Annotated in this window: 14 protein-coding genes and 1 pseudogene; 7 read left to right on the top strand and 8 right to left on the bottom strand. The window is 50.8% G+C overall.

Annotated elements, in window-relative coordinates; translation table 11 throughout:
• A pseudogene (locus tag FC49_RS10185) lies at positions 1–1,030 on the top strand (MFS transporter); the annotation flags it as partial.
• Positions 1,031–1,095: 65 nt separating this feature from the next.
• The gene (locus FC49_RS07060) at positions 1,096–1,278 is read left to right on the top strand and encodes a hypothetical protein (RefSeq protein ID WP_056984646.1); all 183 of its coding nucleotides are present in this window, start codon (positions 1,096–1,098) and stop codon (positions 1,276–1,278) included.
• A 205-nt stretch (positions 1,279–1,483) separates the two neighbouring features.
• On the opposite strand, the gene FC49_RS07055 is transcribed toward FC49_RS07060, so the two are convergent.
• The 8 genes from FC49_RS07055 to FC49_RS07020 all read right to left on the bottom strand — a co-directional run bounded on the left by FC49_RS07055 (position 1,484) and on the right by FC49_RS07020 (position 12,022).
• Positions 1,484–2,047 (bottom strand): phosphoribosyltransferase family protein, encoded by a 564-nt coding sequence (locus FC49_RS07055; protein WP_056984645.1) that lies wholly within the window; start codon positions 2,045–2,047, stop codon positions 1,484–1,486.
• Positions 2,048–2,063: 16 nt separating this feature from the next.
• Complete coding sequence (locus tag FC49_RS07050) at positions 2,064–3,134, bottom strand: hypothetical protein (RefSeq protein ID WP_056984644.1); 1,071 nt, start codon at positions 3,132–3,134, stop codon at positions 2,064–2,066.
• A gap of 217 nt (positions 3,135–3,351) precedes the next feature.
• Positions 3,352–4,680 carry an APC family permease gene (locus tag FC49_RS07045; RefSeq protein WP_056984643.1) on the bottom strand — a complete coding sequence of 443 codons (1,329 nt, stop codon included), beginning with the start codon at positions 4,678–4,680 and terminating at the stop codon, positions 3,352–3,354.
• Between the two features lie 331 nt (positions 4,681–5,011).
• The gene (locus FC49_RS07040; protein ID WP_003714323.1) at positions 5,012–5,953 is read right to left on the bottom strand and encodes an L-lactate dehydrogenase; all 942 of its coding nucleotides are present in this window, start codon (positions 5,951–5,953) and stop codon (positions 5,012–5,014) included.
• A gap of 30 nt (positions 5,954–5,983) precedes the next feature.
• Positions 5,984–6,793, bottom strand: a complete 810-nt coding sequence (locus tag FC49_RS07035) for a 2-keto-4-pentenoate hydratase (protein ID WP_056984642.1) — start codon at positions 6,791–6,793, stop codon at positions 5,984–5,986.
• Positions 6,794–7,486: 693 nt separating this feature from the next.
• Positions 7,487–9,289 (bottom strand): threonine--tRNA ligase, encoded by a 1,803-nt coding sequence (thrS, locus tag FC49_RS07030; RefSeq protein WP_003714221.1) that lies wholly within the window; start codon positions 9,287–9,289, stop codon positions 7,487–7,489.
• A 335-nt stretch (positions 9,290–9,624) separates the two neighbouring features.
• Positions 9,625–10,179 (bottom strand): hypothetical protein, encoded by a 555-nt coding sequence (locus tag FC49_RS07025; protein ID WP_225349552.1) that lies wholly within the window; start codon positions 10,177–10,179, stop codon positions 9,625–9,627.
• A 244-nt stretch (positions 10,180–10,423) separates the two neighbouring features.
• Positions 10,424–12,022 carry an Nramp family divalent metal transporter gene (locus FC49_RS07020; protein ID WP_003714313.1) on the bottom strand — a complete coding sequence of 533 codons (1,599 nt, stop codon included), beginning with the start codon at positions 12,020–12,022 and terminating at the stop codon, positions 10,424–10,426.
• 350 nt (positions 12,023–12,372) lie between these two features.
• Between FC49_RS07020 and FC49_RS07015 the strand changes: the two genes are divergently transcribed.
• The 5 genes from FC49_RS07015 (at position 12,373) to FC49_RS06995 (ending at position 17,881) form a co-directional block, all read left to right on the top strand.
• On the top strand, positions 12,373–13,386 hold the full coding sequence (locus tag FC49_RS07015; RefSeq protein ID WP_003714273.1) for a zinc-dependent alcohol dehydrogenase family protein: 1,014 nt from the start codon (positions 12,373–12,375) through the stop codon (positions 13,384–13,386).
• Positions 13,387–13,514: 128 nt separating this feature from the next.
• Positions 13,515–14,033, top strand: a complete 519-nt coding sequence (locus FC49_RS07010; RefSeq protein WP_003714262.1) for a TetR/AcrR family transcriptional regulator — start codon at positions 13,515–13,517, stop codon at positions 14,031–14,033.
• 4 nt (positions 14,034–14,037) lie between these two features.
• A complete protein-coding gene (locus FC49_RS07005; protein ID WP_003714265.1) occupies positions 14,038–15,108 on the top strand; it encodes an ABC transporter permease in 1,071 nt (356 codons plus the stop codon).
• 10 nt (positions 15,109–15,118) lie between these two features.
• The gene (locus FC49_RS07000) at positions 15,119–15,793 is read left to right on the top strand and encodes an ABC transporter ATP-binding protein (RefSeq protein WP_003714240.1); all 675 of its coding nucleotides are present in this window, start codon (positions 15,119–15,121) and stop codon (positions 15,791–15,793) included.
• A gap of 105 nt (positions 15,794–15,898) precedes the next feature.
• Positions 15,899–17,881, top strand: a complete 1,983-nt coding sequence (locus FC49_RS06995) for an ABC transporter ATP-binding protein/permease (protein WP_003714328.1) — start codon at positions 15,899–15,901, stop codon at positions 17,879–17,881.
• Positions 17,882–18,002: the final 121 nt, after the last annotated feature.

Below are 18,002 nucleotides of genomic sequence, written 5' to 3'. Positions count from 1 at the left end.
TTTGTCTAACTTTTTTGTTGCACTTCACTGCTGGCTGAACCTGTTTACATGGACCGGGATTCTCTTAACCTTCGCCCTTGCCGTCGTGCCACCGCAGCAGTGGCAGGCCCTGTTAGGAATATACGTGTTGAGCGTCATCGGCTATTCCGGTGGGAACCTCTTTTATGATAGTTTTCTGACCGACGTGGCGGACGACCGGCAGATGGACCTGGTATCCGCGACCGGTTACGGGATGGGCTACCTCGGTGGAGTCGCGGCCTTTGTTATTTTCCTCGCGGCCCAGTTGAGCAACGGCTTTGGCGGTTTGCTGTCCAGCTATGGCGTGGCCCAGTTTAGCTTTATCGTTGCCGCGGTCTGGTGGATTATTTTCGCCTGGCCTCTGCTTCGTCACGGGCACCAGCGTTATAGCGTAACGGCGGTACGCAACCCCCTGACCGATAGTCTGCGGCGGCTGGTAATGACTTTCCGGCACATCAAACAGTACCGCCGGGTTACCTGGTTTTTGGTCGCCTACTTCTTTTACATTGACGGGGTCGATACCATTTTCACAATGGCAACCGCGATTGGGAAGGACATGGGAGTTGACACTACCACGCTGATGATTGTCTTATTGGTAGTCCAGCTAATTGCCTTTCCGTTTTCCCTCCTGTTACGGCTGGCTGGCCCGGCGGACGTCCAGTCGGGCTGCCGTCCTGACTGGGATTTGCGTTTACTTGTTTATTTGTTTATATGCCTTGAAGCTCGATAGCTTGTTTGATTTCTGGTTCCTGGCAATCTTAATCGGTACCAGTCAAGGCGGGTTGCAGGCTTTGAGCCGGTCCTACTTTGGTCAGCTTATCCCGAAGGAAGCAAGCAGCGAATTTTCGGCTTTTACAATATTTTGGGTAAGTTTTCGGCAATCCTGGGGCCGCTCGTTGTCGGCCTGGTCACCCAGCTAACGGGGAAGTCGACGATCGGGATAACGTCATTAGCAGTGCTGTTTGCCGTCGGGCTGGTTGTTTTTCTGGCCTTGCCACAATCTAGTAAGTGAGCACGCGCTTTTGTGATTCAAGCGGCAGGACAGCTGAAATCTTATGGTATTTGGAGGAATATTTAGTGAGATTAAATGCCCAAGTAATTGTTCGGGCCTGTTCAGGATTAAACTTTATCCTGATCTGGGGTGGAATTTGGCTTGACGACAAAATCAGCAGCAATTGGCTTTTCTACCCATTGATGACCCTCTTTCTGGTTAATAGTGCAGTGCTGGTTATTATGTCTTTAATGGGCCAGCGCAAGTAGGATGGAAATAATCACGAGGCTGGTGAGAAAACGATGGTTTTCTCACCAGCCTCGTGCTAGTTCTTAACTATTATAAAGATAACGTGCGAAATAAGTATCTAACTACGAACGCTAGCCGGCCCGTGCCGTGCCAACTATCGTTCTAGGTTAGCCATACGCCCTGTCGAGAAGGTTATTTCCCATTCACAATTCTGCTTGGAAATACTTAGGCCTTGATAGTACCGTCGGGCTTGAACAGCGGTAGCTTAGCAAGGAAAATGATGTCGTCGCGCTTGGCGGCGTCTCCCTCAGCGAGGATGGCGACCTTGCCGACAACGTGGCTGCCGGCCTTTTCTAGCAGGGTGGCGGCCGAGTGAATGGAGCTGCCGGTGCTGATCACGTCATCGACGAGCAGGACCTTCTTTCCCTGAAGCTGCTGGGCGTCCTGACCGTCGAGGACCAATTCCTGTTTCTGCTTAGTCGTAATTGAATTGACGTCCTGCTCCAGCGGTTTACGCATGTAGCCCTTGATTGATTTGCGGATAACGAAGGAACGGGGGTGCCGTGTGGCGAGGCTGAGGTCGTGGGCGAAGGGGATGCCCTTGCTTTCCACCGTCACGATATAGTCAAACTGTGCTGGCAGCTGGGGTCTAAGCATGTCGGCGGCGGTGCGGGACAATTCATCATCTCCGAGGAGGACAAACGAAGCGATGGCCGTGTCGGCACTGATGGGAATAATCGGCAGTTTGCGCGTCAGGGGACCGAGCTTTAGTTGGTAATAGTTAGTCATGGTGAGCCTCCTTAAATTAAAGACCAAGCAGTGGCAGGACAAACTTCATTGCCCCACCGGCCAGTAAACCGGTAAAGGGATCGACGAGGGCGGTAATCACCAGTGTGGTTGCGGCAGTCAGCTGTTCCTTGCCGGCCAGGGCAGTGGCGGCATTTTCCGGGAAAGTCACGAAGAGACCGAGGACCAGCAAGAAGCCGGCGATGGAGCTGCTGGGGACGTACTTCCCAATCTTGGGCAGCCAGCCGACGAACAGGATCACGGCCATGATCAGCATCATTAGGACTCCGGCAATCACTGGTTCTGGGGCACTCGCCGTCGCGGAGATGATTGTTTCGACCGGGGCACCGCCGAGCAGGCTGGTTCCCATGTCGGCTAGGGCTTGGGAGGAGGTCAAGAGGTTCAGGTTGACGGGGTTGGGCTTAATCCCGGTCATTTGTCCGGTAATCAACCCGTATGAGAGGTTGGCCCCAATATTTAAGCAGGCCAGGCCCAGTGCTCCCCGCAGAATTCGTAGGTTGAAGAGCGGCTTGGTGAAAATGAACCGGCGGACGGTGACGTTCTGGGGCAACTCGTTTTGGTAGTGCTCAACGAAGACCGCAAAGAGACTTGATAGAATGACGGACAGGCAGATTGTCCAGACCAGGTCCTTGGAAATCAAGTAGGTAATGACGGCTGCCGCAATGGAAACCCAGCCAGTCCAGCCGTGGCCCTTGCTCATGTTGAGGGCAATTTTAGCCAGCATAATGCCGACGCCGGCCATCATGCCGGTGATGATATGGTTGCCAAACACCTGCACGATCCTGGTCAGCGTCCCGGTGAGCCCGATAATTAGCATGATGATCGAGCCACCAAAAATGATCGAGGTATACTCGCGGGTGTTCTTCCCCAGATTGCCGGTCAACGCAAGCGACTCGGCCTGAAACGAAACCGGGGCGACGGAACTAAAAGCAAGGTTAATCCCGGAGACTAAGAGAAACGAAAACGTGGTGGGAAAAACGGCAAAGCCAAGGCCCATCGCCATGATCCCCTGGGGAATCCCGTTGAGGACAACGCCGAGCGCCGCCATAATGTCTGCAAACCAGTGCATGTTAACCTCCTAAATACGAACGATATAAATGAAATTGCAAATATTGTTTAACTTTGCTTTGATAATACAAAGAAAATAGTTAAAAATCAATCGTTATTTTAAAAATCGTCGTTGAATGTTCGGAATTTACGGAAAATGGGTCAAAAAACACCGCAAATCGGCTGGCAGGCAGCTAATTTGCGGTGTTCGTCTTTCGGCGTTTAGCAAAGGCACTTTCTTACATTCGCTTGGCGTCCATTCGTTTAACAGCGTAGAAGATAGGGAGGCCAACGATGACGATTCCGATGAAGAGCAGGACACCGGCCGGATCGTTGAACAGTTCGCTGACCAGGACGAAGATTCCACCGGCAATCGCAATGATTGGGACAAGCGGGTAAAGAGGGGTGCTAAAGGGACGGTTCCCCTTATTTTTCTTTCTTAGAATAAAGATCCCAAAAAATGCTAACAGGTAGAAGCAGTAAACAGTGAAGACACAGAGATCCGAGAGGTGGTCGGGATCGAAGAAGAACATCATCACCGTTGCAAGGGCCACAATGAACAATGTGGCAATGACGGGCGACTTCCCCTTGGGCGTAACAAACGATAGAAAACGCGAGAATGGCAGGTCGCCCCGGCGCGCCATTGCGTAAACGATCCGCGGGAAGGTAATCATTTTCCCGTTCAAGGTTCCCATCATCGAGATGATAATTCCGGCCGAGAGAAGTTTGCCACCAATCGCGCCAAAGGCTTTAGTTGCCAGGTAGGCAGTGGCATTTTCGCCCAGATGGTGGATTAAGTTCGCCGGCAGGAACTTGAGGATTCCGATAGTAATTAACGTGTAGATTACTAAGACAGCGGTAATTCCCAAGATGATTGCCCTTGGTAACAGCCTTTGCGGGTTCTTCATTTCACCACCAAGGTTAGCGATTAGGATCCAACCGTCGTAACCGAAGAGGGTAGCTAAAACGGCGACACCGAAGCCCCCAGTAGCGTGTTGAACTTCGGTAACGGTTTGACCGAAGGCGTGCTGGTTACCGAAGAGGAGACCAAAGATAATGATTGCTGCGATTGGGATCATTTTCCCCGTCGTTGTAATGATGGCAAAGATCGCCCCAACCTTGTTTTCAAAAAGGTTCATCACACCGATTGCCAGAACGGTGATGACGGCCAGTGGAATCCGCCACGCGGTGCCAAGACCAAAGAAGTTAGCCATTAAGATACTCATAAACCCGGCAACCGAAGCGATGATTGCGGGGCCGTAGATGATTATCTGCATCCAGCCGGCAAGAAAACCGAGAATCCGGCCGTAGAGATTTTCAATATAGACGTAAAGACCACCGGTGTATGGCATTTGCGCCCCAATTTCGGCGATGGTCAACCCACCAGTTAGGGTAATAATTCCCCCGAATACCCAGGCAGCAATGGCGAGAGTTGACGAACCGGCACTATCAAGGACAGAACCCTGCTTGAAGAAGATTCCTGAACCAATAATTGTCCCCACGACAATCGAAATTGCCGACCAAAAACCTAACGACCGTTTTAGTTCTTCTGTTGGTTGATTATTCATCACCATTCCTCCAATTCAAAATCGGCATAATAAAACCGGGTCCACCCGTAACCATCTGGAAATTGCCAAATGATTAAGTGAACCCGGTAATTTATTAAACCGTTCTATTTTAGGTACACTAAAACCACTCAGCCTCGAATAGAGTTAGAGGCTGAGGAGGAAGATTGTTGCAATTGATTAGCAAATACTAACATTAACATTGATCTTTCTCCTTTCGTGTACTTGATGTTTATTAGAATATCATTAGAGTTTTAATTTTGCAAGCCATAAATTAAAAATTATTCTAATCTATGTTTTATGGTTGGTCATACTTCACTAAAGTGCCAAGCGGTTATTCTGCCTGGGCCGCCCGTTCTTCTTCCGCCTGCAAGCGTTCCTTGATGTATTTGGCGGAGGTAGCGAGCTTTTCTTGCTCTTCCGCGGTTAAGTCGAGCTGCAACTGCTCGACGACCCCGTCGCGACCGACCACTGCCGGGTAGGAAAGGTAGGTGCCGTATTCGGCCCGGTAGTTGGAAACCGGCATAACGGTTCGTGAGTCACTGAGGAGGGCGTTGGTTAAACGGACCGCGGCGGTGGCCACCCCGTAGTTGGTGTACTTCTTTCCCTGGTAAACCAGGTAGCCGCCTTGGCGGGCCCGTTCTTCTAAGTCGGCGAGGTCTAAGTCCCGTTCCTTGACCAGCTCTAACAGGGGCTTGCCAAGAACCCGGACGGTGGACCAGGCAGTGAACTGGGAATTCCCGTGTTCACCGAGGTTAAAGCCGTCGACCGAGCGGGAGTCGACCTTGAGGGCTTCCCCGACCCGGGCCCGCATCCGAGCAGAGTCCAGCAGGGTCCCAGTTCCCATAACGTGCTCCTTTGGCAGACCGGTTAATTTTTGGTACATCGAGGTGATGACGTCACAGGGGTTCGTGACATCGACCAGTTTGCCGTGGAAACCATTATCGACCAGCTTTTTGGCGACCAACGGCACTTGGGTGCGGGTGAATTTAAATTCGGCGAAGCGGTCGTGGTCGGGGGTGTCGACCAGCTTGGATTTCCCGAGGGCGGAGACGACCACGTCACAGTCTGCCAGTTGAGAATCGTCGTTTACCGTCAGGTTGGTGTGGAAGGGCAGGTTTGCCATGGCGTCCCGGAGGTCGAGGGCGTCGGCCTGCACCTTGGCTTCATTTGTGTCATAGAGTGCTAAATCATCTGTAAAACCACCGGCGACGAGGTAATGTGCGACTGTGGCGCCGACGTGGCCCATTCCAACTACTGCTACTTTTCTTGTCATAATAAAACTCCCTTTCGTATGTGTGCTTAATTAGTCGACGACGTTAACCGTGACGTTACCGAAACCGTGGTCAAACTTGGCTTCCCACTTGCCCGCGGTCAGGTGCGGCGGCAGGAGGAAGGTCCCGGAGGAAACTAGCTGGCCGGCCTGGAAAACCTTTCCCTGGGCGGCGAGTTTCTTGACCAGCCAGGCGAGGGATTCGAACGGGTTGCCGAGCACTTCACTGGAGCTGCCGGTGGCTTCTTCCTTGCCGTCATGGTAGAGGGTCACGTTGACGTTGGCGGCGTCCGCAACGGTTGGGAAGACTTCAGCGCTTGGGCGTTCTTCACCATAAACGACGAATCCGCCGACCGCGCAGTCACTCATCACGCTGAACTTGTCGAGGTCGGGGAACCAGTCGGCAAAGCGGCTGTCCGGCAATTCGACGGTCCCACACACGGTGGTCTTATGGAGGAGGTCGTCCAAACTATCGGTCGCCAGCAGGTCTTCAGTGGCCCGGAAGCCAAGCTCGACTTCGAGCAGGGGGTCCATTGTCTGTTCCTTTAGTGATAAGTGGGCTGGGGCAGGCAGAAAGTGGGAGTCGACTTGCTGCCCGTAGAGGGGACTGTCGGAATCAAACATGTCCTGGGTCTGCTTGGAGGTTAGGGAAACCTTGTAGCCGCCGGTCGGGAGTTTCTTGAGGGCGACGAAGCGGTCCTGGACGGCGTAGGCGGTATCGTCATCGGTCACGACACCCTGCCAGTCAGCCATCTGGAGCGGTTCCTTACTTTGGTAGGCCTTTGCGAGGGCCTGGGCGAATGCTTCTTGTTGTTGGTTTAAGGTAACGTGTTGTTCAGTCATTGTAATTTCCTCCTTGAACGTTTGCCGCCGTTACCTTTCGCCCGATCTGGAACGGGCTAATCGTTAACTACGACATAAATATTTATTTTTTTGCGCATGGATTAATTGTTGTTGGATTTGAATGTTGCTAATGTCGCTGTCTGCCATGACCATCACCACCTTTAAGATTGACGAAGAAATAAAAAAGCGTCCTTCCCGGCTCCTATAAGTAGGAACTGAAAAGGACGCTCTGAGCGTGGTACCACCTTTCTTTACGGCTATTAAACCGCCTTAACCAACTGCCGTCCGTAAACGGCAATTAGCCGGCACGATAATGGGTGCTACCAGTACGCTCTACTTGATTCTTCGTTCGACATACGACTCCCGAGTGATTGAAGCGCACGGTCCATCTGCTGGTTCGCACCACCCACCAGCTCTCTGCTACCGGTTCGTGCCCTCGTTCTCGATCAACGTCTTTTGTAATAATTGATTGTTTGTAGGATAGCACCCTATTATGGCAAAATCAAGAGAAAAATTAAAAAAAGATGAGAAAAAATATTGATAATAAAAAGGACACCCGCCAGACAGTACATCTGACGGGTGCCTTACATCATTAATTTGGAGGTTAATGAGTATTTATATGGCCCTGCCCAGCCGTGGGGTCAGCCGGGCAGGCACAGTGCAGTTATTAAACGTTATTGGGAGAGTTCTTCACTAATTTTTCCGTGAGTAGGAGGCGATGTCAGCAAGAATTTCGTTCATGAAGTCGTCCTGGCTCATGCTGTTTTGAGCATCCTCACCGTACTTCCGAACAGAAACAGCGTTGTTCTTGACTTCATCGTCACCGACAACCAGCGTGTATGGAACCTTCTGGGTCTGGGCTTCACGAATCTTGTAACCCATCTTTTCGTTCCGGTCGTCAACCACTACCCGGATTTGGGCGGCCTTCATCTTGTCAGCCAGCTTCTGAGCGTAGTCGCCGTGCTTTTCTTCGCTAACTGGGATGATGTGGACTTGTTCTGGGGCTAACCAGGTTGGGAAAGCACCCTTGTAAATTTCAGTCAGGTAGGCAACGAACCGTTCCATGGTACCAACGATTCCACGGTGGATCATGACAGGCATGTGTTCCTTACCATCCTTACCAACATAGGACAGGCCGAAGCGGTCTGGTTGCATGAAGTCCAGTTGGATAGTGGACATCGTTTCGTCGTTTCCAAGGGCCGTCTTAGTTTGGATATCCAGCTTTGGACCGTAGAAGGCGGCTTCCCCTTCGGCTTCGTAGTAGTCGAGGTTCAGGTCATCCATGGCGGCCTTCAGCAGCTTTTGAGATTCATCCCACATTTCGTCATTCCCGTAGTACTTTTCCTTGTTCTTCGGGTCACGCAGGGACAGGCGGAAGCTGTAATCGGTGATGTCGAAGTCCTTGTAGACGTCCATAATCAAGTTCAGAATCTTAGCGAATTCGTCCCGGATCTGGTCAACAGCAACGAAAGTGTGGCCGTCGTTCAGGGTCATTTCACGAACCCGTTGCAGACCTGACAGGGCACCAGACTTTTCGTAACGGTGCATCATCCCGAGTTCGGCAATCCGCATTGGCAGGTCACGGTAGGAACGGATGTGGTGCTTGTAAATTTGAATGTGGCTTGGGCAGTTCATTGGCCGGATTTCCAGCATTTCGCCGTCACCCATGTCCATTGGCGGGAACATGTCGTCCCGGTAGTGTTCCCAGTGACCAGAGGTCTTGTAGGCGTCCAGGTTCATCAGTACTGGGGTGTAGACGTGTTCATAACCATCGGCAACTTCCCGGTCGATGATGTAACGTTCAATCGTCCGGCGAATAGTTGCACCCTTCGGCATCCAGTATGGTAAACCGGCGCCGACCTTTGGATCAACGAAGAAGAGGTCGAGTTGGTTACCGATCACCCGGTGGTCGTGTTCACGGGCTTCCTGACGCTTTTTCATATCTTCGTCCAGGGCTTCCTTGTTGAAAAAGACGGTCCCGTAAATCCGTTGGAGCATTGGGTTGGATGACATACCCTTCCAGTAGGCGCCGGCAACGGATAAGAGCTTGAGGTGCTTGATGGCGTCACCGTAAAGTAGGATGTCGTCGTCAGCAACGGCCTTGACGTCACCAACTTGGTACATTGCAACCTTGCCGTCCTTAGCAGCTTCCTTGATCAGTTCGCTGGAGTAAGGGTCGTCCTTGACTTCTGCCAGGGCATCATCCAGGTCAACTTCGACAAATTCAACCTTGGCATTCTTGGCCTTAGCCAGTAATGCGTCTTGCAATGCTGATAACTCGTCAGCAGAGACTTGTTGCTCGTCCTTGTCGGAATCAACGTGGAAACCATTTTCATCAGCAACACTTTCACCCAAGCGGATTCCCTTAAATTCTTGGTGTAAGGAATCCTTCAGCAACAGGGAAGCTAACTTCCGTAGTGCTTGTAAACCTTCTTCTGAGTCGCGATCAATCTTCTTGACTGATCCATCAACAGACATAACTGCAATCTGTGCCATATAAATCTCTCCTTTTGGTAAAATAAATTAAAAACGTCCCAAGTGCACAGCAGTAGTGCACTTGGGACGTTAATTAACAATAGTTAGCGTGGTTCCACCCATGTTCAGAACTAAATTCAGCTCTCTCTATGGTGTGTTAACGGACACGACCCGACCAGCCTTATTTCGGCCGGTAATCTAACAAGGTGGTACAAGCAACTGTCGACTCAATGCGGCTTCCAGTCAAGGTCGCAATTCCCTGGTTAAGCAGTGGTTGTTTGCATTTCCTTTTGATTGACTAGAATTATAACACCCATTTTGACTTTGGCAAGTCCTTTTTCAAAAAAGTTAAATTATTAGCGCTGAGTACCGGTGTCAGCAGGGGTGCTACCAGTAGAGTTGCCACTAGGGGCTTGCGGAGTTTGGTTGCCAGAGTTTTGGCTGCCCTGTTGTTGGCTGCCTTGCTGCTGACCAGCATTATTATTCTGTTGTCCCTGTCCTTGACCCTGGTTGGTTGGCGTTTGCTGGTTGCCGGTTTGCCCAGTTGGAATCGAGTAAGAGTAGGTATTACTGGTGCCAGTCGTGCCGGTATCATCGTCATCGCTGCTGGAGCTTGACGAGTGGCGGTGACGGTGACTGCTTGACCGCTTCGAGCTGGTCGAAACGGATTGGTCATTGTTGGTGTTGGTCTTGATTGGGTTGTGCTGTTTGACAATGAAAATAATAATCATTACCAGCAGGATTGTTAGCAAAATTGCCAGGAGGATTTTAAAAATTTTCTTGCCCCGGCCCGGCTTTTGCGGGTGGTGGCCCTTACTGCTTTTTAATTTGCCGGTTCCCCGTTTCTTAGTTCGGGAGTCATAAAGCTGCACCCGGCTTGGTCGTTCTTCGTTGTTATTCAATGTCTTCACCTCATTTAGGAAGTTGTAAAAGAACTTCGGTGTTACTTGTTAGTGGTGTGTTAATACTCAAGTCTATATTATAACATTGTTCATTGCTGGCAAGCGGTAAAACTAAAACGGTCATCCGCTGTGTGCGGGTGGCCGTTTCAGATCATTATTTACTTTGGGAGATTATATGAATTTGGGATTGTCTATAAGATACTCGCCAAAGTTGAAAATTGTGTGAACGAGTTGTGACATTCTTGCGTTAAATTTAGTCGTTCTCTTTCGTCTTGGCGCCTTCCATTGCGGCTTCCTTTTGACCAAAGCCCCGTCCTTCCGCGGCAAAGCGCTTGTCACCGCGGTACAGTTCGATACAAGTCCAAAGCAGCAGGACCAGGATGGCAATAATCGTAATGTAGGCGAGCACGTCAGAGAGTCCCTTGGACCAAATACCAAAGCCTTCGTAAGTGGATGGCAGGTTGTAGAGGTTCAAGAAAGTCAGGGCGATAACGGAAATCCAACCACAGATCTTGACCCAGAGCCGGTTCTTAAATTCACCCATTTCGACCTCACTGTTAGTCATCATCAGCAGTGGCAGCATTGAGAATGGGAGGGCAAAGGCCAGGAAGACCTGCGAGTTTTCCATCAACAGGTTCAGGGCCGTGTGTTGCTGGATGGTGTTTTCACCGGACGTCATGGCAACGCAGGCTAAAACAGGGATAACCGAGATAATCCGGGTTACCAGCCGCCGGGCCCAAAGCGGCATCTTCATGTGGACGAACCCTTCCATGATTACCTGCCCGGTCAGGGTCCCGGTAATAGTTGAGTTTTGCCCAGATGCTAGTAGGGCGACCGCGAACAGGGTCGAGAGGACACCGGACTTAGCAACCGCAATCAGGACCGGGTTGGATAGCATTGAAGTGTTGTTCAAGGCGTCATACAGACCGAAGAAGGAACTATCCTGGACAGCCCCAGTCTTGAAGACTGCAACCCCCATGATTAACAGTAATGAGTTAACGATAAATGCTAGTGATAATTGGATGTTGGAGTCCCAAGTCGTAAAGCGGACGGTCTGCCGAATACTATCAAGGTCGTCATGGTCAATCTTCCGGGTCTGTGAAATTGCTGAGTGGAGGTAGAGGTTGTGCGGCATCACCGTAGCCCCGATAATCCCCAGGGTCCCGGTCAAAGGAGTAATCCCACCGACTTCGGGGTGCTGGGCGATGGCCTTTGCTGACGGCAGCAAGCCCATGAAGACGCCACCCCAGTTTGGGTTAGATAAAGCTACCTGGTAGGCGAAGACAAACAGGATTACCAGAATCAGGCAGGCAACGATGGCCTCAATCTTCCGGAAACCAATCTTGGTCAGTAGCAACAGTACCAGGACATCCAGAACAGTGATGAACACTGACGGAATCAATGGAATGTGGAAGAGCAGGTTCAGCGCGATCGCCGCCCCGATAACTTCCGCAATATCGGTCGCCATAATGGCCAGCTCGGTCATAATCCATAATACGATCCCTAATGCTTTACCGGTCCGTGCCCGTGTTGCCTGGGCAAGGTCCATTTGGCTCACGATTCCGAGTTTAGCCGCCATGTATTGTAGCAACATCGCAATCAAACTTGAAATCAAGATAGTAGTCATCAGGGTATATTGGAAACTTTGACCACCGGTAATGGAAGTTGACCAGTTACCAGGATCCATGTAACCAACAGCAACGAGGGCGCCAGGGCCAGAGTAGGCGAAGAGCGTTCGCCAGAAGCCCTTACCGTGAGGGACTTCAACGGTCCCGTTAATTTCTTCAAGTGACTTACCGTTAGCATACTCAATCAAGTGATGCTTTTTACGTTGATTTTTTGTGTTGTCCACGCCAAATCCACCTTTCTCCTTGTTTTGTTAACTTGATTTGGTAACCAAAATTAACTTAATTCGAATACTTTGTTAGGGTAGCATAAAAAATATTACATTTCAACGGAAAATCGCCGTCTTAACGGCTTTTTGGGCCTTAAAAACGGGTCTGCTGAAAAAGAAGTTGGCGGCTGGTAACCAAAGTAAACGGTTGCAACGAATGCCGGAGGGCGGGGGAAATAAATTTAGAAAAAATTTAAGGATGGCCGCTTTGTTAGGTAAAACGGTCCACTTGATAAACGTTTGACAAGTAGTGATTATTTTCACTATAATAGGGCAGATTTAGTTATTACATCTAAGGAGAATTGATTATGAAAGCACTTGTTTTAACTGGAATTAAGCAGCTCGAAGTCCAGGACGTGGAAACGCCAGAAGTTAAGCCGGATGAAGTTCTGGTTCACACCGCTTACGCCGGAATTTGTGGAACTGACCACGCCCTGTATGCAGGTCTGCCAGGCTCTGCCAGCGCGGTCCCACCGATTGTTTTGGGCCACGAAAACTCTGGGGTCGTTGCTAAGGTTGGTTCTGAAGTTAAGAACGTTAAGGTCGGTGACCGGGTAACGGTTGACCCAAACATCTACTGTGGTGAATGCAAGTACTGCCGGACTTCCCGTCCTGAAATGTGTGAAAACCTTTCTGCCGTAGGTGTGACCCGCGATGGGGGCTTCGAAGACTACTTCACTGCCCCTGCGAAGGTTGTTTACGCCATTCCAGACAGTGTTTCCCTGAAGGCTGCGGCCGTTACGGAACCATTGTCATGTGCCGTTCACGGTGTTGACCTGTTGGAAATCCACCCATACCAGAAGGCACTGGTAATCGGTGATGGCTTCATGGGTCAATTATTTGTTCAGACTCTGCAAGCCTACGGGGTAAGCGAAGTAACGCTGAGCGGTCGCAATGATGAAAAGCTGAAGCTCAACCACGACCGCTTCGGTGCCAAGACCATTAATACTGCTAAGGGTGAACAGATTCCAACTAACGAATACGATATCGTAATCGAAGCCGTTGGTCGGCCAGAGACCCAGGAACAGGCTGTTGAAGCTGCTGCCCGGGGTGGTCAGGTTTCCATGTTCGGTGTCGGTAACCCTGATGACAAGTTCTCCATCAACAGTTACGAAGTCTTCCAGAAGCAACTGAAGATCCAGGGTGCTTTCATTAACCCTTACTGCTTCGAAGACTCCATTGCACTGATGGCTTCTGGCAAGGTTGATGTCCTGCCATTGCTTTCCCACGAATTTGACGTTAAGGAAGTTGACGACTTCGTTAACGGCCGGATTAAGAATGTATCTAAGGCCGTTGTTAAGCTGGCCGGTGAGGAAGCATAAGCGATTACAAGTTATTTCCCGGGAAATTCCCCGGGATTTTTTATGCAGCAAAGTTGACACCGTGTCACTTAGAGCCTATACTAATTGATAATCAATCGAGTGACATGGTGTCACGGAAAGGAAAAATTATGCCAAGTCAAACGTTTGAAAATTTACCTCAGAGTAAGCAGGCCTTAGTTCGCCAGGCCCTTTTAGAAGAATTTAGTAACCATGACCTAGCCGACGCCCAGGTGGCGCGAATTGTCAAAAATGCCCAGATTGCGCGGGGGGCCTTTTATAGGTATTTTACTGACTTAACTGCTGCTTACCGCTACCTGTACCAATTTGCGATGAATGACCTCCACGATGACAGCATTCGGACACACCGGCTTTTGACGGCCGAGGAGTATGTTGCCCAGGTGACGGCATTTCTGGAGCAGGTGACTGCTAGTCCGTATTATGAGCTGATTCAACGCCACTACGCCGTCAACGAAGCGCTGCTGCATACCCAGGCGGTGCCCCGGTTAAGGCCTACCAGCGCGACGGAGTGGGCAGTAATGGTATTAGTACATGAGACGATTAAGGAGGCCCTCTGGCAGCCTCAGGATAGTTCACAGGCGGTCCAGCGGTTAGCCGCGGCATTGACCGCGTTACTAGCACGGAGGTGATTAGATGTTCTTAGCATTACGCGAAATTAAACATGAAAAGGTCCGCTACGGGCTGATCGTTGCGATGATTGTAATGATTAGCTACCTGATGTTTGTCCTGATGGGCATGATGATCGGGCTTGCAAATGAAAATAAGGCGGCAATTACTACCTGGCATACCCAGACCGTTTTCCTGAATAAAAATGCCAATGACAATCTGAGTCAGTCACTGATTACCAAGGATCAGCTAGGCGGTCAGCGGCTTAATGAGCATGAGTCGCTGGTCGGTCAGGCTCCCGTCGTTATTACCAAGGCAGCTGGCGGGGTTGATAAGCAAAGTGCTCAGTTTATTGGCCTAAAACCAGACCAGGCGATTGCCAAGAAAAACATTCCCCTGGTCAGTGGACGGCACGCTCGTCATGCTGATGAGTTGGTAGTTGACCAGAGCCTGCGGGCAAAGGGCTACCGGTTAGGAGATCAGGTTCGGCTGAATTCGACTGCCGACCGTTACCGGATCGTCGGTTTTGCCAAGGACGCACAACTAAACGTGGCCCCGGTGATTTATGGCCGACTTGCGACCTGGAAAACGCTGCGGGGTGTTAACTCGCAGGTAGTGGCAAGCGGAATTATTAGCAACCGGCTGGAGGGTGGCGAGCGCTTCACTAATTTGGCCCGGTACACGAGTCAGGAATTTATCCAGAAATTGCCTGGTTATGCGGCCCAGAATAACACCTTTGCGTTTATGATTGGCTTCTTGATGGTCATCTCGTTGATTATCATTGCGGTCTTCCTGTACATTTTGACGATGCAGAAAATGCCTAATTATGCCGTCCTGCGTGCCCAAGGGATTCCTGCCCGCTACCTGATTGCAACGACGATCCACCAGGCAGTGATCCTCATGGCGGCGGGAATCTGCGGCGGCCTGTTATTGACCCTGCTGACCACCTGGTTAATGCCGACGACCGTTGCTCTGGTACTGGATTGGCCGCTGATTGCGCTAATGGTGGTTGTACTGATTATTCTAGGCGTCCTGGGGGCACTCTTGCCGGTCCGGATGATTCTTAAAATTGACCCAGTGCGGGCGCTGAATGGCTAGGAGGGATACGATGGCAGTAATTGAGTTAACAAACATCAGTAAGACCTTTGGTGAAGGAATTGGCCGGGTCCAGGTTTTGGATAATATTAACTTCCAGGCGGACCGGGGGGAGCTAAGTCTGATTTTGGGCCCCTCGGGCTCCGGGAAAAGTACCTTTTTAACGATTGCTGGAGGACTCCAGACGCCGACCAGTGGTACCGTAACGGTCGAAGGGAAGCGCCTAGGCAAGCTAACATCCAAGGAGCGGGACCAACTGCGGCTGAACAAAATCGGCTTTGTCCTACAATCGTACAACCTGCTTCCGTACCTGAATGTGGCCGACCAGTTTGCCCTGGTTCGCAAAGTAAAAAAGACGGGTAATTTATCGACCGTGGAATTTCAGCGGTTATTGACGGAATTGGGAATTGCTGACCTCAGAAACCATTTTCCTGATGAAATGTCTGGTGGCCAGAACCAGCGGGTGGCAATTGCCCGGGCCCTGTATCCCGACCCGGAAATCGTCTTGGCGGATGAACCAACGGCGGCGCTTGACAGCAACCGGGTTAAGGTAGTTGGAAGCCTCTTAAAACAGATGGCCCGCAACCATGACAAGGCGATTGTGGTTGTGACCCATGACCTGCGTCTGCGGGAATTCGCCGACCATATTTACCAGCTAATGGACGGGAAAATGGTTCAGGAGAAGTGATATTTCCCGGGAAATATTGTTTTTCTCTGAAGGAATTATGCCGGCTATTCCCTGGCTGGTGGCGACTTTGCTATAATTAAGCCATTAAACTAAAAGGAGAATGAAATGGCGTTTTTAGAATTACACGACATTCGGAAATCGTACTACCTGGATAAGCAGGCCTTTCCGGTGCTCAAGGGTATCGACCTCCAGTTTTCCCGGGGGGAGTTCGTTTCGATCCTGGGCGAATCCGGTGGGGGAAAATCGACCTTGATGAACATCATTGGCGGCTTGGACCGGAATTTTGAGGGCCAGGTGTTGGTCAATGGTCAGCTGCTGGATCACGAAAAGGAAAAGCAGCTTGATGATTACCGGCGGGCCATGGTGGGGTACATCTACCAGTCCTATAACCTGATTTCCCACCTGACCGTCCTGGATAACGTGCTCGTTGCCCTTGATATGACGACCTTGAGCAAGGAAGAACGGCGGGCCCGGGCACTGAAACTGCTGGATCAGGTGGGCCTGAGCGAACAGGTCCACAAGCACCCCAATCACCTTTCAGGGGGGCAAAAGCAACGAGTTGCAATCGCCCGGGCGTTGGCGAGTGATCCCCAAATTATCATTGCCGACGAACCAACCGGGGCCTTAGACTCGGAAAATACCCAGGAAGTCTTGACCCTTTTGGATGACATTGCCAAGGATGGCAAACTGGTGATTGCGGTGACCCATTCCCAAGAAGTGGCGGACCACGGTACCCGGATTGTTCACCTCGCCGACGGGAAGATTGATGGGGACCAGCGGTTGCGGCCTGCTTACCCGCTCCCAGCGGACCCCACGACCATCAAACCCAAACAGCTCCCGGCCATGGCTAGTTACCGGATGGCGTTTAAACACCTGATGTACAACTTCTGGCGCAACTCGCTGATTATGTTAGGAACGGCAATTGGAATTTTTGCCGTCCTCCTGTTCAGCGGATTGGGAAACGGGGTCAACGGTTATATTCAAAACCAGATTAACTCGCTGACTAACCCGCGTTCCATTACTGTTTTCAAGAATCCAACGGGGAAGCGGCTGACGCAGGACCAGATTCAATCTGCCCTAATGCAGAATATGTCAGCGGATCCCCAGTCGATGGTCATCAGTAATGCAGACCTGGACCGGCTGGCAAAGGTAGCTGGGGTTACCAGCGTTCAAAAGGGGAACATGATTGGCGGCTACCGGCTTAACTATGGCAAATTGCAGCAAAGTGGGGCCAACATGACGACCTGGAATAAGTCGGTTACGGCAAGCTCAATCAAGCATGGGCACCGTCCTGGAAATAACGAAATCGTTTTGACCAAGCAGCAGGCAATCCAGCTGACCGGGCCGCGAAGTTACCGTCAGCTGGTTGGCAAGCAGATTAAAATCAGCTTTAACTGGGTAAACAAGCAGGGAGCGCCGGTCGCAATCGATGGGACACTAAAGGTCGCTGGTCTGAGTGAGGGTGCTAGTGCTGGGACAACCATTAATTACGCAACCCTCCAACGGTTATTACGTCAGCATAATGCTGATACCCGGCCGAACTTTGCGGTGGCTAATGCAAAGGATCTTGCGACTGTCGAAAGCACGGCCAACCGGATTAATAACCTCCGCAACGGCCAAAATGAGCGGATCCTAAGCGCAATTACTGTTGGTTCGGTTCTCAAGACCGTTAATACCTATGTCCACCTTGCTTCCACCATCCTTGCAGCTATTGCCGGGATTTCGCTCCTGGTTTCCGCACTGATGATTATTGTTACGATGTATATGTCGGTTTCAGAACGGACGAAGGAAATCGGTATCCTGCGGGCGCTGGGTGAACGGAAGAAAGACATTCGGCGGCTGTTTACCTCCGAGTCAATCTTTATCGGTTTATTCTCGGCTATCCTGGCCTTGGGAATTGTCGCGGTGGTAGCTTTGCTTCTCAACCACGCCCTTTACGGCCTGATTAAGTACAACATCGTCCAGATTACGGTGGGGAACGTAATTTTTGCAATCGTGGTTGCCGTAGTAATTTCATTCATCGCTGCCCTATTGCCGGCCCGGCACGCAGCTAAGCTGAACCCGATTGACGCTCTGGCAGCCGATTAATTTAAGAAGTAAACAACCGCAGCTTGGTAGGATGACTACTTAGCCGCGGTTGTTTGACGTTATTAGTTGATTTGACTAATAATTTAAATTAGTATCACTTTATTTTTAGGTATACCAAAAT

It is taken from the genome of Limosilactobacillus oris DSM 4864 (assembly GCF_001434465.1).
GTDB lineage: Bacteria > Bacillota > Bacilli > Lactobacillales > Lactobacillaceae > Limosilactobacillus > Limosilactobacillus oris.
Note: the sequence above shows the minus strand (reverse complement) of the source record. Positions and strands in the feature narration are given on the sequence as shown.

Coding starts and splice junctions, on each gene's coding strand:
- FC49_RS07055 (WP_056984645.1), bottom strand. CDS start 2,047: ATGACTAACTATTACCAACTAAAGCTCGGTCCCCTGACGCGCAAACTG.
- FC49_RS07050 (WP_056984644.1), bottom strand. CDS start 3,134: ATGCACTGGTTTGCAGACATTATGGCGGCGCTCGGCGTTGTCCTCAAC.
- FC49_RS07045 (WP_056984643.1), bottom strand. CDS start 4,680: ATGAATAATCAACCAACAGAAGAACTAAAACGGTCGTTAGGTTTTTGG.
- FC49_RS07040 (WP_003714323.1), bottom strand. CDS start 5,953: ATGACAAGAAAAGTAGCAGTAGTTGGAATGGGCCACGTCGGCGCCACA.
- FC49_RS07035 (WP_056984642.1), bottom strand. CDS start 6,793: ATGACTGAACAACACGTTACCTTAAACCAACAACAAGAAGCATTCGCC.
- thrS (WP_003714221.1), bottom strand. CDS start 9,289: ATGGCACAGATTGCAGTTATGTCTGTTGATGGATCAGTCAAGAAGATT.
- FC49_RS07015 (WP_003714273.1), top strand. CDS start 12,373: ATGAAAGCACTTGTTTTAACTGGAATTAAGCAGCTCGAAGTCCAGGAC.
- FC49_RS07010 (WP_003714262.1), top strand. CDS start 13,515: ATGCCAAGTCAAACGTTTGAAAATTTACCTCAGAGTAAGCAGGCCTTA.
- FC49_RS07005 (WP_003714265.1), top strand. CDS start 14,038: ATGTTCTTAGCATTACGCGAAATTAAACATGAAAAGGTCCGCTACGGG.
- FC49_RS07000 (WP_003714240.1), top strand. CDS start 15,119: ATGGCAGTAATTGAGTTAACAAACATCAGTAAGACCTTTGGTGAAGGA.
- FC49_RS06995 (WP_003714328.1), top strand. CDS start 15,899: ATGGCGTTTTTAGAATTACACGACATTCGGAAATCGTACTACCTGGAT.